This window comes from Galactobacter sp. (assembly GCF_022712295.1).
Taxonomy (GTDB): Bacteria; Actinomycetota; Actinomycetes; order Actinomycetales; family Micrococcaceae; genus Galactobacter.
This window is the reverse complement of the sequence record NZ_JALAGT010000179.1, coordinates 1-21,457: the sequence shown is the minus strand read 5'-3', so window position 1 is coordinate 21,457 and position 21,457 is coordinate 1. Positions and strand designations below refer to the sequence as shown.

Annotated in this window: 15 protein-coding genes; 13 read left to right on the top strand and 2 right to left on the bottom strand. The window is 67.0% G+C overall.

Going from position 1 to position 21,457, the window contains the following annotated elements; all coding sequences use genetic code 11:
- Positions 1-134: 134 nt before the first annotated feature.
- Positions 135-1,307 carry a M20/M25/M40 family metallo-hydrolase gene (locus Q0A15_RS12965; RefSeq protein WP_291279947.1) on the bottom strand — a complete coding sequence of 391 codons (1,173 nt, stop codon included), beginning with the start codon at positions 1,305-1,307 and terminating at the stop codon, positions 135-137.
- A gap of 151 nt (positions 1,308-1,458) precedes the next feature.
- Here Q0A15_RS12965 and Q0A15_RS12960 point away from each other — a divergent pair, with 151 nt between their 5' ends.
- The 13 genes from Q0A15_RS12960 to Q0A15_RS12900 all read left to right on the top strand — a co-directional run bounded on the left by Q0A15_RS12960 (position 1,459) and on the right by Q0A15_RS12900 (position 19,031).
- On the top strand, positions 1,459-2,322 hold the full coding sequence (locus tag Q0A15_RS12960; protein ID WP_291279946.1) for a GNAT family N-acetyltransferase: 864 nt from the start codon (positions 1,459-1,461) through the stop codon (positions 2,320-2,322).
- Positions 2,319-3,026 (top strand): MurR/RpiR family transcriptional regulator, encoded by a 708-nt coding sequence (locus Q0A15_RS12955; protein WP_291279945.1) that lies wholly within the window; start codon positions 2,319-2,321, stop codon positions 3,024-3,026. Before Q0A15_RS12960 ends, Q0A15_RS12955 begins: the two co-directional genes overlap by 4 nt.
- Before the next feature lie 58 nt (positions 3,027-3,084).
- Complete coding sequence (gene menC, locus Q0A15_RS12950) at positions 3,085-4,200, top strand: o-succinylbenzoate synthase (RefSeq protein ID WP_291279944.1); 1,116 nt, start codon at positions 3,085-3,087, stop codon at positions 4,198-4,200.
- 82 nt (positions 4,201-4,282) lie between these two features.
- On the top strand, positions 4,283-5,152 hold the full coding sequence (locus Q0A15_RS12945) for an aminotransferase class IV (RefSeq protein WP_291279943.1): 870 nt from the start codon (positions 4,283-4,285) through the stop codon (positions 5,150-5,152).
- 45 nt (positions 5,153-5,197) lie between these two features.
- Positions 5,198-6,361 (top strand): dipeptidase, encoded by a 1,164-nt coding sequence (locus Q0A15_RS12940; RefSeq protein WP_291279942.1) that lies wholly within the window; start codon positions 5,198-5,200, stop codon positions 6,359-6,361.
- Positions 6,358-7,104 (top strand): type 1 glutamine amidotransferase, encoded by a 747-nt coding sequence (locus Q0A15_RS12935; RefSeq protein ID WP_291279941.1) that lies wholly within the window; start codon positions 6,358-6,360, stop codon positions 7,102-7,104. The genes Q0A15_RS12940 and Q0A15_RS12935 overlap by 4 nt, the downstream gene beginning before the upstream one ends.
- A complete protein-coding gene (locus tag Q0A15_RS12930) occupies positions 7,101-8,669 on the top strand; it encodes a serine hydrolase (protein ID WP_291279940.1) in 1,569 nt (522 codons plus the stop codon). The genes Q0A15_RS12935 and Q0A15_RS12930 overlap by 4 nt, the downstream gene beginning before the upstream one ends.
- 13 nt (positions 8,670-8,682) lie before the next feature.
- Positions 8,683-9,597 (top strand): DMT family transporter, encoded by a 915-nt coding sequence (locus Q0A15_RS12925; protein ID WP_291279939.1) that lies wholly within the window; start codon positions 8,683-8,685, stop codon positions 9,595-9,597.
- Between the two features lie 117 nt (positions 9,598-9,714).
- Entirely contained in the window at positions 9,715-10,263 is a 549-nt protein-coding gene (locus tag Q0A15_RS12920; protein WP_291279938.1) for an NADPH-dependent FMN reductase, read from the top strand.
- Positions 10,264-10,378: 115 nt separating this feature from the next.
- Positions 10,379-10,837 carry a 23S rRNA (pseudouridine(1915)-N(3))-methyltransferase RlmH gene (locus tag Q0A15_RS12915; RefSeq protein ID WP_291279937.1) on the top strand — a complete coding sequence of 153 codons (459 nt, stop codon included), beginning with the start codon at positions 10,379-10,381 and terminating at the stop codon, positions 10,835-10,837.
- 238 nt (positions 10,838-11,075) lie between these two features.
- The gene (gene gndA / locus Q0A15_RS12910) at positions 11,076-12,527 is read left to right on the top strand and encodes an NADP-dependent phosphogluconate dehydrogenase (protein ID WP_291279936.1); all 1,452 of its coding nucleotides are present in this window, start codon (positions 11,076-11,078) and stop codon (positions 12,525-12,527) included.
- A gap of 579 nt (positions 12,528-13,106) precedes the next feature.
- Positions 13,107-13,892 carry a hypothetical protein gene (locus Q0A15_RS12905; RefSeq protein WP_291279935.1) on the top strand — a complete coding sequence of 262 codons (786 nt, stop codon included), beginning with the start codon at positions 13,107-13,109 and terminating at the stop codon, positions 13,890-13,892.
- A gap of 54 nt (positions 13,893-13,946) precedes the next feature.
- Positions 13,947-19,031 (top strand): crosslink repair DNA glycosylase YcaQ family protein, encoded by a 5,085-nt coding sequence (locus Q0A15_RS12900; RefSeq protein WP_291279934.1) that lies wholly within the window; start codon positions 13,947-13,949, stop codon positions 19,029-19,031.
- Between the two features lie 177 nt (positions 19,032-19,208).
- Here Q0A15_RS12900 and Q0A15_RS12895 read toward each other — a convergent pair whose 3' ends face one another.
- Positions 19,209-21,374, bottom strand: a complete 2,166-nt coding sequence (locus Q0A15_RS12895; protein WP_291279933.1) for an HNH endonuclease signature motif containing protein — start codon at positions 21,372-21,374, stop codon at positions 19,209-19,211.
- Between the last annotated feature and the right edge of the window lie 83 nt (positions 21,375-21,457).

The following is a 21,457-nucleotide window of genomic DNA, read 5'->3' as shown; positions in this document are numbered from 1 at the left end:
CTCCAGATTCCGCATGATCACGCGGAACCCGGAGCCCTTCCCCAAGCTCATCACGACCATCCGACCTCCGAACAATCATCCGGCCGCGCAGCAATTAGTCCATTGATCCGTATCGGATATGAATCCCGACAGCGTCAGCGCACGGTCAGGTAGCTCTCCAGCAGATCGATCCGCTGCCCCAAGGACTCGACGCTGAGATGCTCGGAGACGGCATGCGCTCCGCCACCGGACGGCCCGAGGCCGTCGGCCGTGGGGAGGCCGAGTGAGCCGAGCAGGTTCGTGTCTCCCGCGCCGGCCGCGGGGCGCCCATCGAGTTCCTGCCCGACGGCGGTGGCCGCCTCCCTCAGGTCCGTCAACAGCGCGTTGTCGGCCTCGTGCGGAGCCCAGGCCGGGCGTGAGGAGAGGATCTCCACGTCCAAGGCTGCGCCGTCACGAATGGGGGTGAGCTGCTTCAGACCATCCAGCACCGCGGTCTCCGTGGCAGTGTCGAGGAAACGCAGCCCGATCTCGGCCTCGGCGTAGGCGGGCACCACGTTGGCGCGACCACCGCCCGAGATGGTGCCCACATTGCACAGCACCTCGGTGCCCAACGCGGGATCGGCGACGATGCCTCGTACCTTCTGGAGTTGGTCCACGAGCTCGTCGATCGCGGAGATCCCGGATTCGGGGTCCAAGGCCGCGTGGGCGGCACGGCCGGTCACGGCAAGACGCACACGAGTGGACCCGCGGCGCCCCACCTTGAGAGCGGCGTCGGGGTGGGGTGATTCGAAGCCGAGGACCGCACTGACCCCTTCAGCGGCACGCAGCATGAGTTCACGGGTGCTCGGAGAGCCGATCTCCTCGTCACAGACCACCACCACCCGGATCCCCCGGTGGCTCCCCCCGGCTTCCCGGAGCCGTTTCAGACGGGTCGCTGCAGCCAGCATGATGACCAGACCCGACTTCATGTCATAGGCACCTGGCCCACGCAGGACGTCCCCCTCGATGCTCCACGGCACGTCTCCGGTCAGGGTTCCGACCGGCCACACGGTGTCGGAGTGACCGACCAGGAGGACGGGGTCCCCCTCCCCCGAAACCTCCACCAAGAGATTGTGACCGAACTGTGTCGGGACCACCTCGACCTTCGCGCCGATCTCGTCCCACCAGGAACCGAGCAGGCGCGTGATGGCCACGGATGCCTCGACGTCACGAGAGGGTGTCTCCAGTTCCACCAGGGCCCGCAGACGTTGGAGCACGCTCCACCCGAGGCCCTTGGACATGGCCTCATCGAGCCGCTCGCAGACCTCGTATTGCTGCCCGTTGGTCATGGTTATCGCCAGCTTCCTTTACGTTGATGACGCCTTCGCGATGTTCTTACGAAACATATCTGATGCTTGAGGCATACTCAAGATCCGCCTATCATTGCGTCAGATGCAGGTTCTGCGTCTCCCATCCCATCGTTTTAGGAAACGTATCTTGATGGCTTCCGCCGCCCTCACCGGATCCTCTGACGCAGAGTCTCACGCTTGCGCGTCCCAGGGAACCCCGCACCAGGCCCAACCCGACGGTTTGCGGGTGGAGCCCGTCACCAGTTTCGACCAATTCGTCGCGGCTGACGAGCTCTATTCTCGCGTCTTCGGCTACAACGCCAGACATTTGGGACTCAACGCCAATCTCCTCGGAGCCATGGTCCGCAACGGCGGCTCCGCCGTGGGTGTCTACGACGGCGCCCAGCTGGTGGCCTTCGCCTACGGTTTCACCGGCACCTCCGCCACCGGCCGTATTTTCCACTACTCGCAGGCAGCCGTGGTTGATCCTGCCTACCAGGGCAAAGGGCTGGGGCGCCGCATCAAGTTGGCGCAGGCCGAGGTCGCCAAGGGGTGGGGGCACCACAGCATGCGCTGGACCTTCGATCCACTGCTGGCCCGGAACGCCCACTTCAACTTCTCCTCGCTCCGCGCGGACGGCCTGCACTACATCCACGACTACTACGGCCGGCCCGGCACCGACCGGATCCTGGTGGAGTGGGACCTCACCGGCGCGGCGGACCCCTACGAGCAGTTGCGCGCCCTGCCCGCACCCGATCTCGACGAGGCCTCCTGGGGACATCCCGTCACATCCTCGGGTTCCCTGCCGAACGGGGGAGACGCCATCTGGGTCCCCCTGCCGGATTCCGCCGTGGCCGGCCGTGACGCGGCCTCCTATCCGGAGATCAGGCAACGCTTGCGCACCACGCTCACCGACCTCCTGGAATCCCGCCACCGGCTCGTGGCCTGCCAGCGCAGCCTCCCTGGAACCTCCGCCTACCTGGCCGTACCTTCTCCCCAACAGGAGTCCGCATGAACAGCACAGCCGACCACGACCGCACCCTCGCCTCTCCCAACGACCGCTTCGGCGAGCGCTTCAAGGCGTCCGTGTCCGCCTCCAGCGTGCAGGCACAGATCATCGCGGCGGAGTCGCGGTCGCTGGCCACCACCTTCTCGGAGTTGGAAAACACCGGCGCTGCTGCCAAGGCCGCGGCGCTCATCGTCGGAGCCCGCCGGAAGTTCATTGCCGGGGAGGGCAAATCCGCCGTTTACGCAGGGCTGCTCAACTCCGACCTCTCGGCCACGCTGTCCAACGTCTTCCTGGTCGACGGTCGGGCGCTCTCCGGCGTGACCATCCTGACGGACGTCAGGACCACCGACGTGCTGGTGGTCTTCTCGATGCGCCGCTATCGTCGCGAGTCGCTCAGGCTTGGCCAACTCTTCAAGCAGGCCGGAGGACAGCTGGTGGTGGTCACCGACAGCGTGGACGCCCCGTTGGCCTCGCTGGCCGACGCCCTGATCACGGTTCACACCGGATCGGCCTCCTACGCCGATTCCCCCACCGCGGTGGCCGCGGTGTGCCACCTACTTTCTGCCCTCACGTCGTCATCGGCCAAGGGCGCCAGGCGCCGCCTGGCCGATCGCGACGATCTGGCGCGGGCACTCGATCTCTACGACCCGACCTACCCCTACGCCCCAACCAACCCAGACGACCCGACCCAAGCGAGCGAACCCGCCTGAGGCGGGCACCGCCGTCGGACACAGAACTCACCACTTCAGCTCTAGGAGAGAAGACAACATGCAGATCGCCCGCCTGAGGCTCTTCGAGGTGTCCCTGCCGCTGGTCCACAGCTTCCAGACCAGCTCACACCGCAAGTCCGGACTGACCCACCTGCTGGTGGAGGCCACGGACGCCGACGGCCGCAACGGATGGGGCGAGATCGCCTCCCCGTCCGACCCGTTCTACTGCTCGGAGACCAACGACACCGCCTGGTTGGTGGCGCAGAAGTACCTGGTACCGCGCGCGCTGGGTGCCACGTGGGACACCCCCGAGGAACTGGAGGCCTCCTGGGCCAAGGTCCGCGGGCACGAGTTCGCCAAGGCCGGTTTCGCCGGGGCCGGGTGGGATCTGCATGCCAGGGCGACCGGCCAGTCGTTGGCCAAGGCCCTCGGTGGCACACGGGACACGGTCGTGGCCGGCGTCTCCCTGGGGATCGAACCGAGCATCGACGAGCTCATGGCCCAGATCCAGCTGCAGCTGGACCATGGATACCCGCGGGTGAAGCTGAAGATCGCACCGGGATGGGACGTGGAGCCCGTGCGTGCCGTCCGTGCGGCCCACCCCGACTTGGACGTGCACGTTGACGCCAACGGCGCCTACCCCGACACGCAGGAATCCCTGGACGTGTTCACCGCACTGGACGGCTACGGCCTGACCATGATCGAGCAGCCCTACGCGCCGCGTGACTTCCTGGCTCACGCCCGGTTGCAGGCCAAGATCGAGACGCCGGTCTGCCTGGACGAATCCGTGGTGGACCTCGCCGACTTGCGCACCATGATCGGCCTGGATGCCGGTCGCGTGCTCAACATCAAGGTCTCCCGCATGGGTGGGCTCACCAACGCCAAGGCCGCCCACGACCTGGCCCGAGAGCACGGAATCCCTGTGTGGTGCGGTGGCATGCACGAGTTCGGGGTGGGGCGCGCGGCCAACGTGGCGCTGTCCTCCCTGCCGGGCTTCACCCTGCCCTCGGACGTCTCCGGCTCGGACAAGTACTACGCTCACGATGTGATCGTCCCGCCCGTGATCGCCAACCACGGCGTCGTCACCGTCCCCACCCTGGCAGGTCTGGGGCACGAGGTGGATCTGGACCTGATCCAGGCCAACGTGGGCCGCACCCTGGACGTCACCGCCTGAGTCGCCGGCTCCACCCCGTATTCAGTACCCTCCCTCACACCCCGATCGCTGACCACAGCTCAAAGAAAGCGCCTAAACAACCATGCAGCCGTTGCACCTGTTCATGCTGGACACCACCGACCCCGCTTCCGAGCCGGTGCGCCTGGACCCCACCACCGCGGTGGTGCGGGCCGACGATCTGGGAGTCACCCGCGGGGACGGCATCTTCGAGACCATCGCCGTCATCAAGGGGGTGCCGCAGGCCGTGGTGGCGCACCTTGACCGCTTCGACCGCTCCGCCGCCATGTTGGATCTTGAGATTCCCGACCGTAACCAGTGGCTGCATGCGGTGGAGGTGGCGGCAGCGGCTCTGGCGGACGTGGAGGGTGCTGCGGCGATCAAGACCGTTCTGACCCGCGGTGTGGAGGGTTCCGGTGTTCCCACCGCGTGGGCGCTGGCCTTCAAGGCCGACGACCCGGCGACTCCCCGCGCCGAGGGTATCTCGGTGGTCAGCCTGGATCGTGGCTACAAGCACGACGTCGCCGAGACCTCCCCCTGGCTGCTGCAGGGCGCCAAGTCCTTGGCTTACGCCATCAACAAGGCCTCCCTGCGTGAGGCCGCACGCCGGGGCGCGGACGACGTCCTCTACGTCTCCTCCGACGACTACGTCTTGGAGGGGCCGAGCTCCACCGTGATCGCCCGCATCGACGGCGTCTACGTCACGCCTCCCACCACGTTGGGCATCCTGCCCGGCACCACCATGTGGGATGTCTTCTCGATCCTCGAGGCCCGCGGCGAGAGGACCGAGGTGCGCGAGCTGCGCCCTGCCGACCTGGAATCCGCTGACGCCCTGTGGCTGTGCTCCTCCACCCGCGGGGCCGCCCCGGTCCGTACCCTGGATGAGAAGGACTACCCGGTGGATCACGCCCTCTCCGACGAGATCAATGCCGGTCTGGACGCCCGCACCAAGTAAGACCCTCAACCGCACCCTCACCGACACCGGCACGGCAGGAGACACATGATTCCCGTCCTCGACGGACACAACGACCTGGCCTGGCACAGCCGCGAGTCCCGCGGCTACCGGGTGGACGGCCTGGACACCCATCAGCCGTCCCTGCACACCGACCTCCCACGGCTGGCGGAGGGCGGCGTGCGCGGCCAGTTCTGGTCGGTGTGGGTGGATCCCGAACTGCGCGGCGCGGAGCAGGTCACCGCCACGCTGGAGCAGATCGACTGGGTCAACCGCTTCATCGAGGCGTACCCGGGACACCTCGGGCGTGCACGGACCGCCGCCGACGTGCGCCGGATCGCCGCCACGCTGCGCACCGCGAGCCTGATCGGGATCGAGGGCGGGGACCAGATCGGCGGGTCGCTCGGCGTACTCCGCTCCTATGCACGGGCCGGCGCCCGCTACATGACGCTGACGTGGTCGCTGACCACCGACTGGGCTGATTCGGCGACCGATGACGCCCGTCATGACGGACTCACGGACTTCGGCCGAGACGTCGTCGCGGAGATGAACCGGATCGGCATGGTCGTGGACCTGGCCCACGTCTCCCCCGCCACCATGCGGGACGCCCTGGACGTCTCCACGTTGCCCGTCATGGTGTCCCACTCCGCGGCGCTGGCGCTCTGCGACCATCCCAGGAATGTGCCCGACGACGTGGTGTCCAGGATCGCCGCCGACGGCGGCGTCGTCATGTGTGCCTTCGTTCCTTCCTTCGTGTCTCAGGCTCGCCGGGACTGGGTGCTGGACGGGGAGCAGGGCGAGGCACCGTTGGTGGGCATCACGGACGTTGCCGATCACCTGGACCACCTGCGTGAGGTGGGTGGCATCGAGGTGGTGGGGCTCGGCGCGGACTACGACGGTACGGATGCGATGCCTACCGGCCTTGACGATGTTTCCGGCTATCAGAGCCTCCTGGGTGAACTGCGCACCCGCGGTTGGTCCACGTCGGATCTCGAGGCCGTCGCCCACGGGAACGCGCTCCGCGTGCTCGAGGCCAACGATCCAGCCCATATGGCCTTCATGGAAGGCACGGCCCCGCCGCCGGCCGGCACCGCGATCGCACCGGCCGTGGACGTGAGTGCACGCACTGCTCAGGACCAGCCGGCGCCGGCAGAAGAACAACCGGCACCAGCAGAGGATAAGTCAGCGCAGGAGGAGGAACAGCAGGCATGAGCTCCCCGACGGTGATGATCGTGATCAATTCCGATCAGTCCGGGCCCCGTCGCCTGGCCGAATGGCTGGAGGACGAAGGCATCGAGACGCGCGTGGTCCGGGGCAAGGACGGCCTGCCGGAGGACTTGGGTGACTCGGCCGGCCTGATCATGCTCGGGGGCGGCCTCATGCCGAACGACGACGCTGCGGCACCGTGGCTGCCCGCCGAACGGGCCCTGGCCACTCAGGCCATCGACCTGGATCTACCCACCCTGGGCATCTGCTTGGGCGGGCAGCTGCTGGCCCATGTCGCCGGAGGCCGAGTCGCGGCGAAGACCGGCCCCGTCGAACGCGGCGCCACCCAGATCACCCCCACCTTCGACGGCGCCATCGATCCCGTGATCGCGGCCTTGGGAGAGGGCTCTCCCATGATCGAGAACCACGAGGACATGATCACGGAACTACCGCCGGACGCCGTCCTCCTGGCATCCTCCGACGCGATCGCGAATCAGGCTTTCCGCCTGGGGAACAACGTCCGGGGCGTGCAGTTCCACCCGGAGGCCAGCGCAGAGAACCTGGCCGCGTGGGACGACGCCGCGATGCGTGAGGACGGGTTGGATCTGACCGAGCTGATCCACCTCGCCCAGCAGGCCGACCCGGCCAACACCGCCGCGGCGCGGGACATGGTCGCCGCGTTTGCCGCATCGGTGCGTCGGTTCCAGGCGGCCTCCGTCCCCGCGACGACACCTGGAGCCGGCGCATGACCGGTTCGCCCAGCGAGCATGACCCGCAACTGAGCGGGGCGGCCGGGGCGGCGTTCGACATCGCCCTCACCCCTGAGGTCGCAAGGTCTGCACCCGCGTGCCTGGCCGCCGTGACGCACCGGGGGCGCGTCGTCGCCGTCCGTGCGCTCGGCGAACCACGCCGGGACGGGCAGGCCACGACGCGGGACACCGTCTTCCGCATCGCCTCCATGTCCAAGTCCTTCCTGGCCGCCACGGTGATGTCGCTGGTCGACGAGGGAGCCCTTGACCTGGGTTCTCCGGCCTCCGCGTACGTGCCTGGCCTGGCCGGTGCCGCCCTGCCCGGCCCCACGGCCGAAGGTTTCGACGCCACACTGGGCGAACTTCTCGCCAACCGCGGCGGCCTGGGTGAGGACAACCCGTTCGGGGACGACCACCTGGGCGAGTCCCGCGCATGGGCCACGACCCTGGTGGATTCCGGGCTGAACCTGTCCTCGCACTCGGGAACGGAATACGAGTACTCCAATCTGGGCATCTCCGTCCTTGGCCGTGCCGTGGAAGCCGTGACGGGGCACCCGGTGGAGGAGGTCGTCGCGGAACGCATCCTGACGCCGCTGGGGTTGACCGGGACTCACGCCTACGCCGAGGACTACCCGGACGCGGCCGACCTGGCCACGGGCTGGCGCACCTTCGATGGCGGCGAGAGTTTCATGTCCGAGCCCTATGTCGGTACCGGCGCCTTGGGCTGCATCGGGTCCCTGTTCTCCACGGTGGACGACATCGCCACGTGGATGCACTTCCTCGGTTCGGCGTTCGACGAGGCGGCCGACCGCGATCCCGCCTTCGAATCCGTGCTGCCTGCTGCAGCGCGCCGCCGCATGCAGACCGGGCACACCCTCATGCCGACGGACGGCTACCAGCTCGGTGGCCGGACCCTGGATGCTGCAGGCTACGGCTACGGCCTCGTCGTGGAACTGGACCACCGTTTCGGCCGCGTGGTTCAACATGCCGGAGGGCTCCCAGGTTTCTCCTCCCACATGCGCTGGCACCCCACCACCGGGATCGGGGTGGTGGTCTTCGGGAACTCGGACGAGTTCTCCGGCTCCGCCGTGGCGGGGCAGATACTGACACACGTGCTGGAAGCCGTGGACGCGCCGTCGGGCAGGATCCGGCCATGGGCCGCCACGGTGGACGCCGCGCAGCGGCTGGATACCGAGCTGCGCGCGGGTGCTCTCCTCGAGCCCGACGGTTGGGAAGCGCTGACCGATCTGTTCACCCGCAATGTGCTGCGCAACGTCCCTGCCGACGTCAGGGCACAACGACTGCGGACCATGGTGCAACGGCTGGGGGACGTCTCCGAGGCGGGTCAGCTGCACACCCGCGTCACCGCGGCCCCGACTCCGGGAACCCTGCGGTGGGTCATCCCTTGTGGGCACGGGACCTTGGTGGCCCAGGTGCGGATGGTCGGGACGCCGCAGGGCGCTAGAGTTCAAGCCGTATCGTTGGCCGCCGCGGGTCCGGACGCCGTCCGCGCAGACGGTGACGTCGAAGGCGTCCAGGAGCACATGCAGATCATCTGGGAATGAATGGGGGGACGGAGTGCAACGAAACGTGCTCCTGGGTCTGACGGCCCTACTGCTCTCCGCCTATCTCTTCGCCGCGTCCGGGCCGCTGGCCAAAGTGCTCTACGGGATCGGTTGGCCCCCGGGGTCAGTGGCCCTGCTACGGCTGGCAGGGGCCACGGCCTTGCTCTCCGCCCCGACCCTGCTCGCCCTGCGTGGGCGCTGGGACGAGGTCAGACGCCGGTGGAAAGCCATCATGGGCTACGGGATCGTGGCCATGGCCGGCGTGCAGATCTTCTTCTTCCTAGCCCTTGAGCACTTGAGCGTCGCCGTGGCGGTGCTCGTGGAGATGATGGGCGCGCCCGTTCTGATCGTTGTCTGGGTATGGCTGCGGACCAGACGCTTCCCCGGTGCGGTGATCTGCGCAGGGCTGGTGGTGTGCCTGGTGGGCATGATGCTGGTCCTGGATTTCCGTGGCGCTCGGATGAGCTGGCTGGGTCTGGCGCTCGCCGTGGCGGCCGCCGGCTGCATGGCCGGATACTTCATGGTCTCCTCCAATCAGTCCATCAACCTGCCTCCCATCGCCTTCACCGGGCTCGGCATGGCCGTGGGCGCCGTGGTTGCAGTGATCACGACGCTGACCAAGCTCACCCCTGCTGAATTCGTCGTGGCCGACGTGGACTTCGCGGGGTTCGCGGTGTCCTGGTGGGTGCCTGCGCTGCTGCTGTTGTTCACCACGGCGGGCGCGTACTGGCTGGGTCTCATCGGCCTGCGCCACCTGGGGCCCACGTTGGGGTCCTTCGCCAACCTCACGGAGGTGCCGTTCTCCACGATCACGGCCTGGGTCATCCTCGGAGAGGCGCTGACCGGGTGGCAGCTGGTGGGGGGTCTGGTGATCCTGGCGGGAATCGTCCTGGTCAAGGCCCGGGATCCGGAGCGGCCGGTGGCCTGACCTGCTGCGCGCGGCCGGGCGTGACCCAGACCTCCGCAAAGTTGACGTGACAACCAAAGCCTTTCGGGTGTACGTTGATGACGTATCAACTACTTTGGTTCTCGAGAAAGGACGTCCATGAAGGTCGCCATCATCTCCGGCTCCGTTCGTAAGGGCCGCAATTCCGCACATGTCACCCGCTGGATCGAAGAGGCCGCCGCGAAGCTGGGCCGCGACGATGTCACGTTCGAGGTTGTCCCCCTGGCCGACTTCGACCTTCCGGCCTACGAGGACGTCCCCCCGGGAATGCTGGAGGAGCACACCACCGAGGCCGCCCGCGCCTGGAGCGCCAAGATCTCCGAGTTCGACGCCTACGTCCTCGTCACCCCCGAGTACAACCATGGCGTCCCCGGCGCACTGAAGAACGCCACGGACTTCCTGAGCAACGAGTGGCGGTCCAAGGTCATCGCCTTCGTGTCCTACGGTGCGGACGGCGGCGTGCGTGCAGTGGAGCAGTGGCGCCAGATCGTGGCCAACTTCGACATGATCGACATCCGCGCCACCGTTTCACTCGGCCTGTTCACGGACTTCGGCCCAGAGGGCGTTGCACCGCTGGAGCGGCGCGCGGGCGAGATCGAGAACACCCTGAATTCCCTCATCTCCACCGCCGAGCGCTGGGGAAAGTGACCCGCTGACCCGACCACACGACGTCGGGCATCATGAACGTCAGGCCGCGCCCCTCCAGGGCGCGGCCTGACGCGCATCCACCCCGACCACCACGCCGGATGAAAGAATGGGCATCGTGAGCATCCGCGTCCTGGCCGTCGGCAAGAAACACGAATCCTGGGTCACCGAAGGGATCGAGCGCTACTCGAAGCGCCTCAAGAAGCCGTGGGACCTCAGCTTCCAGTTGATCCCGCATTCCTCCCGTCAGGAGGACGCCGCCCGCACCGAGGAATCGGGGCGGCTGCTGGCCAAGATCAAGGACTCCGAGCACGTCGTGTTACTGGACGAACGCGGCAAGATGCTCTCCTCCCCCGGACTCGCCAAGAACCTACGCGCACGGCTGGACCGCGGCGCCCACATCACCATCATCATCGGCGGCGCATACGGCGTTGACCAGTCCGTCCACGCCCGAGCCGACCTGGTGTGGTCCCTCTCCGAGCTGGTCTTCCCCCACCAATTGGTGAGACTGATGCTGACGGAGCAGATCTACCGAGCGCAGGAGATTTCCTCCGGCGGTTCCTACCACCACGTCTAGGTCCCCGAGCCATGGGACCGGCGCCCAAGGGACCGACGCGAATACGTGCCGGTGCGAACGTCACTGTTGCGAATTCGTGCCGACGTACGCCGTTCGAGGTCATGTACCTGACGACGACGCACAGACCTGGTTGAATCAGCATTCGGCATTACGCTGGACCATGGTGACCCCACCGGGACCACCACATATCGCTCGAGTGCCGCTCGAGAATCCACGACCACCTAAGGAAGAAGTACTGATGGCTGACGCACAGGCGAACATCGGCGTCGTGGGACTGGCGGTGATGGGCTCCAACCTGGCCCGGAACCTGGCCTCCCGCAAGGGCAACACGGTGGCGGTGTTCAACCGCTCCCGTTCCCGCACCGACGAGCTCGTGTCCTCCCACCCCGAGGCCGGCTTCATCCCGAGCTTCTCCTACGAAGAGTTCGCCGCCTCCCTGGCCACCCCGCGCACCGCGATCATCATGGTGCAGGCCGGCAAGGGAACCGATGCCGTCATCGATGAACTGCTGCGTGTCTTCGAGCCCGGCGACATCATCATGGACGGTGGCAATGCCAACTTCCAGGACACCATTGCCCGAGAGTCCCGCATCCGTGAGACCGGCGTGCACTTCGTCGGGACCGGCATCTCGGGCGGCGAGGAGGGCGCGCTCAACGGCCCGTCCATCATGCCCGGCGGGTCAGCGGAGTCCTACACCACCCTCGGCCCCATCCTCGAGTCCATTGCGGCCCGCGCCGACGACGGTTCCCCCTGCGTGACCCACGTCGGCACCGACGGTGCCGGACACTTCGTGAAGATGGTGCACAACGGCATCGAGTACGCAGACATGCAGCTCATCGCCGAGGCCTACGATCTGATCCGCCGCGGCACAGGCAAGACGCCCGCACAGATCGCGGACATCTTCACCACCTGGAACCAGGGTGAGCTCTCCTCCTACCTGATCGAGATCACCGCAGAGGTCCTCAAGCAGGTGGACGCCAAGACCGGCAAGCCGCTCGTGGACGTGATCCTGGACGCCGCCGGCGCCAAGGGCACCGGCGCCTGGACCGTGCAGAACGCCCTGGACCTGGGGGTGCCTGTCACCGGCATCGCCGAGGCCACCTTCGCCCGTTCATTGTCCTCGGCCTCCGAGCAGCGTGCCGCCTCACTCGGTCTGGACGGCCCCACGCCCAAGCGTGTCTCCGACGTGGACGGGTTCATCGAGGACGTCCGTAAGGCCCTCTTCGCCTCCAAGATCATTGCGTACTCGCAGGGCTTCGACGAGATCGTTGCCGGTGCGGACAAGTACGACTGGGACATCGACAAGGGTGAGATCGCGAAGATCTGGCGCGCCGGCTGCATCATCCGTGCCCAGTTCCTGAACACCATCACCGACGAGTACGAGGCCGACCCGGATCTGCCCGCCCTGCTGCTGGCCCCTTACTTCCGCGCGCACCTCGAGTCCGCACAGGACGCATGGCGCCGTGTGGTCGTGGCCGCGACGCAGAACGGCATCCCTGCTCCCGCGTTCTCCTCCTCGCTGGCCTACTACGACGGCCTGCGCTCCGAGCGGCTTCCCGCAGCACTGGTGCAGGGCCAGCGCGACTTCTTCGGCGCCCACACGTACAAGCGTGTGGATCGTGAGGGCACGTTCCACACCACGTGGTCCGGCAAGCGTGAAGAGGTTGATCAGACGCCGTCCTGGCACTGACCCGCGCCATTTCGTTGCGGCCCGTCGTGGTCGGCCCCACTGGTGTGGGCCGGTTGCGGCGGGCCGTTTCGTTTCTTCACATGCTCTGTTCCTGACGTGCTCCGGGGGACTTTGGCAGACTCACTGCATGAGTTCAGCGCATCAAGATCGGATCCCCTCAGACGTGATTGCCCGCGTCGCCGAGAACCCCTTCGCCGCAACGGCATTTTTGGAGGACTATTCGCCAGCTGCCCGCAGCGAGGACGGCTCCACCCTGATGGACCTGTCCTTGGCCAGGGTCGCCGACCTGGTGGCCACGGACGGGATCGAGAACACCCGCTACAGCAATCTGGTGCGACGCTTCATCGAAGAAGGCGCATCGCCTACCCCTTCCGCCAGGGAGAGCGGGGCCTTCATCTACGCCAACACCGTCTTCGAGACCAACCCGGACGATCGTCCCTGGGAACGCGAGAACCGCGACCTGAGGGAACACCGCGCCCTGGTCCATGCGACCGACTCCTGGAGGTCATCCCGTTCGCTCCCTACCACCACCCCCGGGCAGCAGCCGTCGCAGAGGACCTGCAGTTCCCGGAACCACCTTTGGCGCCGCGGTTCGTACCAGAGCAGTGGCCCGCCCCTGACTCCCCGGTGGACAGGCTGGGTTACAGCATCCATCTCTTCGACCAAGAGGAACCACTGCCCAAGATCAAGCCGGGCATGCTGCGCACGCTGAGCGCGCAACTCTCACCTCAGGTGGTGGCCGGATTCGATCTGGAAGGGCTGAGCCGCCACATCAGCAAGCAGTTGGGAAAGACCTTCCTGCGGCCGTTGAGGGATTTCCCGATCCACAAGGATGACACCCTGGCCCGAATCTCCCCGGTGGTGGAGATCCTCTGCATCTACGGAGAACTCGATCGCGCCGCGGCCGGGCTGCGACCCCTGTTGGAACTGCCCACCGAGACCTACTGGATCTCTGCCAACAGGACCTACGCCGATGCGGGCGCATCGCTGGTCTTCTTCGCGGAACTGGCCGGACGCACCGATCTGGTGGAGGAGTTCGACCCGTTGGCGGCTTCCGGGCTGTTCCGCCCCGTCAACGACCCGGTCGACATGGTGCACTGGGAGCAGTACCTCCCCTTGGATGAGCGGAAGGAGGAGGTGGACAGGTCTGCGCCGGGAGAACCGCGAGGCGACCTTGCTCCCAACCTGCTGAGGTCCTTGTCCTCCTGCATATGGGTGTGGGTGCACAACCGCTCGCCATTGCTCTCGCGGCAACGCTGCGTGTTCGAGATCGACTCCATCATCAAGGAACTCTTCACCTTGCCGGGGTACAGGCCATGGTCGGACTCCGCCTACCCTTATCCGCCGAAGGGCCTGACCGCCTGACGTCCGCGCCGCAGCAGGCATCCGGTCAGGGTCCCTGCGTACCCTGGAGACGTCATGCCCCAACATCCCGTTTCCAGCAGCGTCCTGGACAAGTTCACGCCCGCCACCCGGGAGTGGTTCCAGGGCGCCTTCCCCGCGCCAACGTCCGCTCAGGTGGGCGCTTGGGATGCGATCTCGCAGGGCCACCATGCACTGGTCATCGCCCCGACCGGTTCAGGTAAGACCCTCTCCGCATTCCTCTGGGCGCTGGACTCCTTCATCCGCAAGGCTCAGCCACCGGAGAACTCGGACGGTACCCAGGACGCCTTACCGATCCCTCACCACGACAGCCTGTCCTCCAAGGCCGCCCGCGCAGCGGCCAAGCACGAGAACCAGGGCACCCGCGTCCTCTACATCTCGCCCCTGAAGGCCCTGGGCGTGGACGTGGAACGCAACCTGCGTTCTCCCCTGATCGGCATCACGCAGACCGCCCGCCGGCTCGGCGTCTCCACGCCCGACGTCAGTGTGGGCATCCGCAGCGGGGATACCGACCCGGCCACTCGTCGCCGGCTGGCGACCCATCCGCCGGACGTACTCATCACAACGCCAGAATCCCTCTACCTGATGCTCACGTCCAAGGCACGGGAGACCCTGAGCAACGTGGACACGGTGATCGTGGACGAGGTCCATGCCGTGGCCGGCACCAAGCGCGGCGCTCACCTGGCCCTGAGTCTGGAACGCCTCGACGCGTTGCTGAAGAAGCCTGCCCAGCGCATCGGCCTCTCCGCCACGGTGGAGCCACGCCACGAGGTCGCTCGGTTCTTGGGCGGTTCGCGTCCGGTGGCCGTCGTGGCCCCCGAGTCCGTGAAGAAGTGGGGCCTGAGCATCACGGTGCCCGTCTCCGACCTCGCCGATCTCCCCTCGGCCTCCTCCGCCCACGACCTGGGTCCCGCATCCTCCCCCGAGGCCGGTGCGAGCATCTGGCCACACATCGAGGAACAGATCGTCGACCTGATCGAGGCCAACAACTCCACCATCGTCTTCGCGAACTCGCGTCGTCTGGCCGAGCGGCTCACGGGTCGCCTGAATGAGATCCATGAGGGCAGACAAACCCCCGAGCCGAACGCAGAAATGCCCGACGACGTGTGGCTGGCTCCCGCCGGAAACGGCGCCGAAGGCGCCGTGCCGCCCAGCCTGGGCGACGTGCTCAGCGAAGTCGAGTTCACGTCGTCGGGCATAGCCCCCAAACGCACGCCCGCCGACATGATGGCCCAGGCGGGCCAGACGTCCGGCGCACCCGACGTCCTGGCGCGCTCCCACCATGGCTCCGTGTCCAAGGAACGCAGGGCCGAGATCGAGGACGACCTCAAGGCAGGGCGCCTGCGGTGCGTGGTGGCCACGAGTTCGTTGGAGCTCGGCATCGACATGGGGCTCGTGGACCTGGTGGTCCAGGTGGAAGCTCCGGGATCCGTGTCGTCCGGGCTACAACGCGTGGGCCGCGCCGGGCACCAGGTGGGCGCACCGAGCCGCGGCGTGTTCTTCCCCAAACACCGTGGCGACCTGATCTCCTCCGCCGTCACCGTGGAACGGATGCTGGCAGGTCGGATCGAGGCCCTACACATCCCCACCAACCCCTTGGACGTTTTGGCACAGCAGACCGTGGCCGCGTGCGCGCTTGGACCTGTGGATGTGGAGGAATTCTTCGACCTCGTACGCGGCTCCGCGCCGTTCGCGTCCCTGCCACGCTCGGCCTTCGAGGCCACGCTTGACCTGCTCTCCGGCAAGTATCCGTCGGACGAGTTCGCCGAACTACGCCCGCGCATCCTCTGGGACCGCGACGGCGGAACCATCGAGGGACGGCCAGGGGCACAACGCCTCGCGGTGACGTCCGGGGGGACCATCCCGGATCGGGGCCTTTTCGGGGTCTTCCTGGCCGGATCGGACGAGTCCACCGATGCGCCCGGGGCTGCCGCCAAGGGCGGCAAACGCGTGGGTGAGCTGGACGAGGAGATGGTCTACGAGTCCCGCGTGGGCGACGTCTTCGCGCTCGGGGCCACGAGCTGGCGGATCGAGGACATCACCCACGACCGAGTCTTGGTGTCCCCCGCATTCGGTCAGCCCGGGAAGCTGCCGTTCTGGCATGGCGACGGGCTGGGGCGCCCGTACGAACTCGGTGTGGCGCAGGGTCGTTTCCAGCGTGAGCTGGCGCAGGCGCCCGAGGCCGAGTCGCGGACGCGGCTGGCCGACATCGGCCTGGACGAGTGGGCCCAGGACAACCTGCTGGCCTACCTGCGGGACATGACGGAGTCCACCACCACGGTCCCGTCGGATACCACGCTGGTGTTGGAGCGTTTCCAGGACGAGCTGGGTGACTGGCGCGTCATCCTGCATTCCCCATTCGGGATGCCTGTGCATGCTCCGTGGGCGTTGGCCGTCGGCGCGCGCTTACATGAGCGATATGGCATGGACGGCTCCGCCATGGCCGCAGACGACGGAATCGTCCTGCGCGTTCCCATGGCCGATGCCGAGCCCCCGGGCATGGATCTCTTCCTCTTCGACGCGGACGAATTGCGTTCCATCGTCACGGAGGAGGTCGGAGCGTCCGCGCTGTTCGCTGCACGATTCCGCGAGTGCGCAGCCCGCGCGCTACTGCTTCCCCGCCGCGATCCTGGCAAACGCACACCGCTGTGGCAACAGCGACAACGCTCCTCGCAACTGCTGGCCGTCGCCGCCAAATACCCGCAGTTCCCCATCATCCTGGAGACCGTCCGCGAGTGTCTGCAGGACGTGTACGATCTGCCGGCCCTGCACCAGGTCGCCTCCGCCCTGAGTTCACGCAAGATCCGTGCCGTCGAGGTGGATACCGCCACCCCGAGTCCCTTCGCTCAGTCGCTGTTGTTCGGCTACGTTGCCCAGTTCTTGTACGAGGGCGATTCGCCGTTGGCCGAGCGACGGGCGGCCGCGTTGTCCTTGGATCCCACACTGCTGTCCGCCTTGTTGGGGCAGGACGAACTGCGGGAGCTGCTGGATGCCGATTCGGTGGCCCAGGTCGAGGCGCAGGCGCAGCGTCTGACGCCGGACCGGCGGCTCAAGGGGTTGGAAGGCGTGGCGGACCTGCTCCGGCTGTTGGGCCCGTTGTCCGCCGATGAACTCGCCGAACGGCTGCAAGGGGGGATGTCCGAGGGTTCGCAGATGCCCAACGACACGGATGTGGTCTCCGCCCTGCACAACACGGACGACATGTACGACACGGACGACACGCACGCCACCAGCGCACAGGCGGCGGCTTGGGCCTCCGAACTGGTCACCGCCCGTCGTGCCTTGGCCGTCCAGATCAACGGGCGCCCCGTTTTCGCGGCCATAGAGGACGCCGCGCGACTCCGCGATGCGTTGGGAGTCGCCCTACCGATGGGCGTCCCCATAGCCTTCGTGGAGCCCGTCCCCGATCCACTGGGTGACCTGGTGGGCAGGTACGCCCGCACGCATGGGCCCTTTACCGCCTCGGAGGCTGCGTCTCGGCTGGGACTGGCCTCTGCCGTCGTCACCCAGACGTTGCTGCGCTTGGCCGACGAGAAACGCGTCACCGCCGGCGAGTACCGCCCCATTCCGGCGGGCGAGACCGAGTGGTGCGAGACCACCATCCTCCGTCGGATCCGCGCGCGCTCCCTCGCTGCGCTTCGGGCCGAGGTGGAGCCGGTCGAGTCCGGGGCCCTGGCCCGTTTTATGCCCGATTGGCAATACATACCTCAGCAGCTCCAGGGCGTCGATGGCGTAGCGCTCGTCATCGAACAGCTCTCCGGGGTGCCCATTCCCGCCTCGGCATGGGAGGGCTTCATTCTGCCCGCCCGCGTTCGGGGCTACCAACCCGGATGGTTGGATGAGTTGCTGGCCTCCGGAGAGGTGCTCTTCTCGGGTGCGGGATCGTTGGCGGGGAACGACGGTTGGATTGCGTTGCACCTCACCGATTCGGCGCCGTTGACGCTGCGCCGCTCCGAGACCTTCCAACCCGGCGAGTTGCATCAGCGTGTGATGGATGCGCTCGCGGGTGGTGGCGGCTGGTTCCTGGGACAGCTCGCCACGCTATTGAACGCGTCCGGCGCCGATCCTTCCGTGGATCCAGGGTCCGCGGCCTTCGTGACCGAGACGGATCTTGCCGCCGCACTCTGGGACCTGGTGTGGGCCGGATACGTCACCAACGACACCTTCGCCCCGGTTCGTGGGCTGCTGGCAGGGTCAGGCGCATCGTCCAGATCGAAGTCATCATCGCGGGGCGGAGCACATCACCGTCAGCCCGAACCCCGCGCACGCAGTGCACGCTTCGGCCATGTGCGCGGGCTCCGCTCACGCGGGGCCGGTACCGGGCTGCGGCCCGGCGGGACCGAAGATCACGGCGAGACCGGTGCGGCAGCCGGACAGGCGTCGCTAGGCATAGACCGGCGTGGAAGCGGCCGTGCGGTGATCGCTTCACCCGCGGCGCAGGGGCGTTGGTCGCTGCTACCGTCTCCGGAGGCGGATCCAACCGTTCGTGCCCATGCGACAGCGGAGGTCCTGCTGGACCGGTACGGCGTGCTGACCAAGGGCAGCGTCGAGGCCGAGGAGATTCCTGGTGGATTCGGGATGCTTTACAAGGTGCTCGCCCGCATGGAGGACTCCGGTTTGGCACGGCGCGGATACTTCGTGGAACGGCTCGGTGCCGCCCAGTTCTCGATGCCTGCCACTGTGGATCGTCTGCGAAGTCATTCGCGTGAGGATGAGGCGCGGGCATCGGCACCGATTGCCCTGGCGTTGTCCGCATGCGACCCAGCGAATCCATACGGGGCGGCACTTCCGTGGCCCGCCCTGCCTGTTGCTGACGGAGCTACTACCGCGGCTACAGGTCATCGTCCCGGGCGTAAGGCCGGTGCCATCGTGGTGCTGGTCGATGGTGAACTCGTGCTCTATGTCGAACGAGGCGGGAAGACGGTGCTGTGCTTCGACGCGTCGGAGTCGGTGCTCGCTGCGGCTGCGCCTGAGTTGGTGCGGTGCCTGCGGACTGCGCGGGTGCAGAAGTTGTCGATGAACAAGGTCAACGGCCTGCCGATCCTCGATACGCCGTTGGCTCGGGCTCTGGTCGGCGCAGGGTTCGGAACGTTGCCCTCCGGCCTGCGCTGGCGGGGTTGAGTCCAACTCTCGCCAGTGCGGCTGAGCTGGCCCGGATACCTATCCACCTACCCACTGACCAACTGGCCCACCTACCCGCCATACCCAGCGCTACCCATCGCACACTTGTCCTGACCTCCTGCTGAGCGGCGTCGTTCTCTGTGTGGCTGGGCCGAGGCGTATGGGGTTCCGAAGCAACTATGCGGTGCCGTGTCCCAGAAGTGCGTCGGCCATCTGCTTGAGGTGGTCTTCTGCGGCGAAGATGACGTCTTCTTGGCGTTGGAGGTCGTGTTCGCGCTCGGCTTGTTGTTGGCGTTGGTCGCCTCGTCCTTCGCGGTAGCCGCGCCAGTAGTGATCCTCCGCCACGGACATCGGGGATTCGGTGGGGAAGGCCCGGGTCGGTGAGGTGAACTTCATGCCGTTGGACAGGACGGTGAGGATGGCGCCGCCGCCCAGGATCTCGCGGCCGCGTTGACCGCTGGGGTTGTTGGCATCGTCGTCTCGTGCGGCTTGCGTACCGATTTCGGTATCGATGACGCCTCCGCCACGACCGGTGTCCCGACCTGCGACAGCGCTGCTGCCCTGTCCACAGAGACTGATGTCGTCCGGCGTGCTGGGTTCGGAATGAGTGCTGGGTTCGGGTTCGGTGGTGGTTCCGTCTGCTTCTTTGAGGAGGTTGTGTCTGGCGCAGAGTCCTTGGCCGTTGGAGTAGCTGGTGGGGCCACCGTCTGCGTGGCGTTGGATGTGGTCGAGGTGTCTGATGGGGGCGTCGCAGAACGGGTATCGGCAGTGCCCATCGCGGAGGGCGAGCATCTTGCCCAGCCCGTCGGGGAAGGTGCGGGCGGTGGATTCCATTCGCATCAACGCCCCACTGGTCGGTTCCGTGTACAACCGCCGCAACGTGGCCGCGTGTCTGGTGTGGGCGGTGTGGATGAGTTCCCTCGCCATCTCGGCCGGGTAGGGGCCCAGACCGAAGATCTGCGCCGGTTGGTCCGTGATCCCGAAGGCCGCTAGGTCGGTCATCACCAGGTTGACGTGGACACCCACACCGGCCGGGAGCAGCAGTCCGAGTGTGGGGTCGTACTCCATCGCCACCGGCACCGCTTGTCCAGGCGCACTGGTCCCGTCATCTTCAGGGACGAGCTGGCTGAAGAGGTCCCCGACGGTTTCGACGTCGCCGAATCCAATGGTCGGTGCGCAGGACTCCCCTGCTGCGTTCCCATCGGCGCTGACTTCGGGTGTTTGGGTGCAGGGGTGGCCTGGTTGTCCGCCGCAGCCGATGTGGTGGGTTTTCAGGAACTCGTCGGGGACTCCCTTGGTCGCTTTGGCCCAGCCGATCACCAACGCGGTGAGGAGGTCGGCCTTGAGTTGGTCCTGGGTGCGTTCATCCTCATCATGTCCGTCCTTGCCGTGTCGCTTGGAGCGGGCGTACGTGGACAGGATGGTTTCCATCGCCTGACCCGCGATTCCGGGGAGGAGGGCGTTGAGGTTCATCATCCCGTCGGGCCGGTAGGTGAATCCTGCCCGGCGTTGTTCGGCGGCTTTCTTGCGGCGTTCGGCGACCAATTCTGGTTCGAGTTGGGCGACCACACCGTCGAGGCGTTTGCGCAGTTCCCGTAACCCGAGGTTGGGGAGGTCTTCGGCCAGGGTGTCGTCGGCTTCGGAACGGCCGGCCGGGGTCAATAAGGAGGTGTGCTTGAAGAGGGTCAGGGCTTGCTCCTCGGATACTTTCCCGTCCACCCAGAGTCGGAAGGTCTGTGGGGCCTGGTCCGGGCATTCGGAGGCGAGGTCCACGAGGTGGCGGGCCCGGGACCCGTTCAGTTTCCGCGCCAACCCGAGGTCCTTACCGACCTCGGCGGGGACGTTCCTGACCGAGCGTTCGGCCGCTTCCGCGGCCAAGCAGCGGGCCTGGACTATGTGGGTGGTGAGCAGGGCTTGACGAGCCTCAATCATGCGCTTAACCGTTTCCAGCGCAGCCAGCCCGGCCAACGCCTCGCCGTCACCCCAGCTGGCGAAAGCCTCGGCGTTCAACAAGGCGACGTGGCTTTTGAGCTCCGCCAACGCTGCCGGCGGGCGAGGCATTTCATCTTCAAGTGAGCGCCCCTTGGCAGCAGAAGTACTAGCCGCCTTGGCATTTGGCGCGCTCACCCCTGCGGCAGGTGCAATGGCCAGGTTGGCATCACCACGACAAGCGGAAGTAATACCGGCAGGGACTGACGATGTCGTGGCCTCGGCCGTTGTGCCGGGCGCGGCAGCCACCCAGCCGGCAGGTGTCCCGGCTTGGGCGGCCTGCCCCTGCTGCTGTGGTTTCTGGTCCCCTGAGGTGGTGTGTCCCCCTGAGCGGATCCCCCGATTCGCTTCCATGCACTAACTCTACTAGCACAGAACAACCAGAGCCAGTGCTTTTCTTAACTGCCAGGTGATTCCCAGATACCCGGGATCTAGGG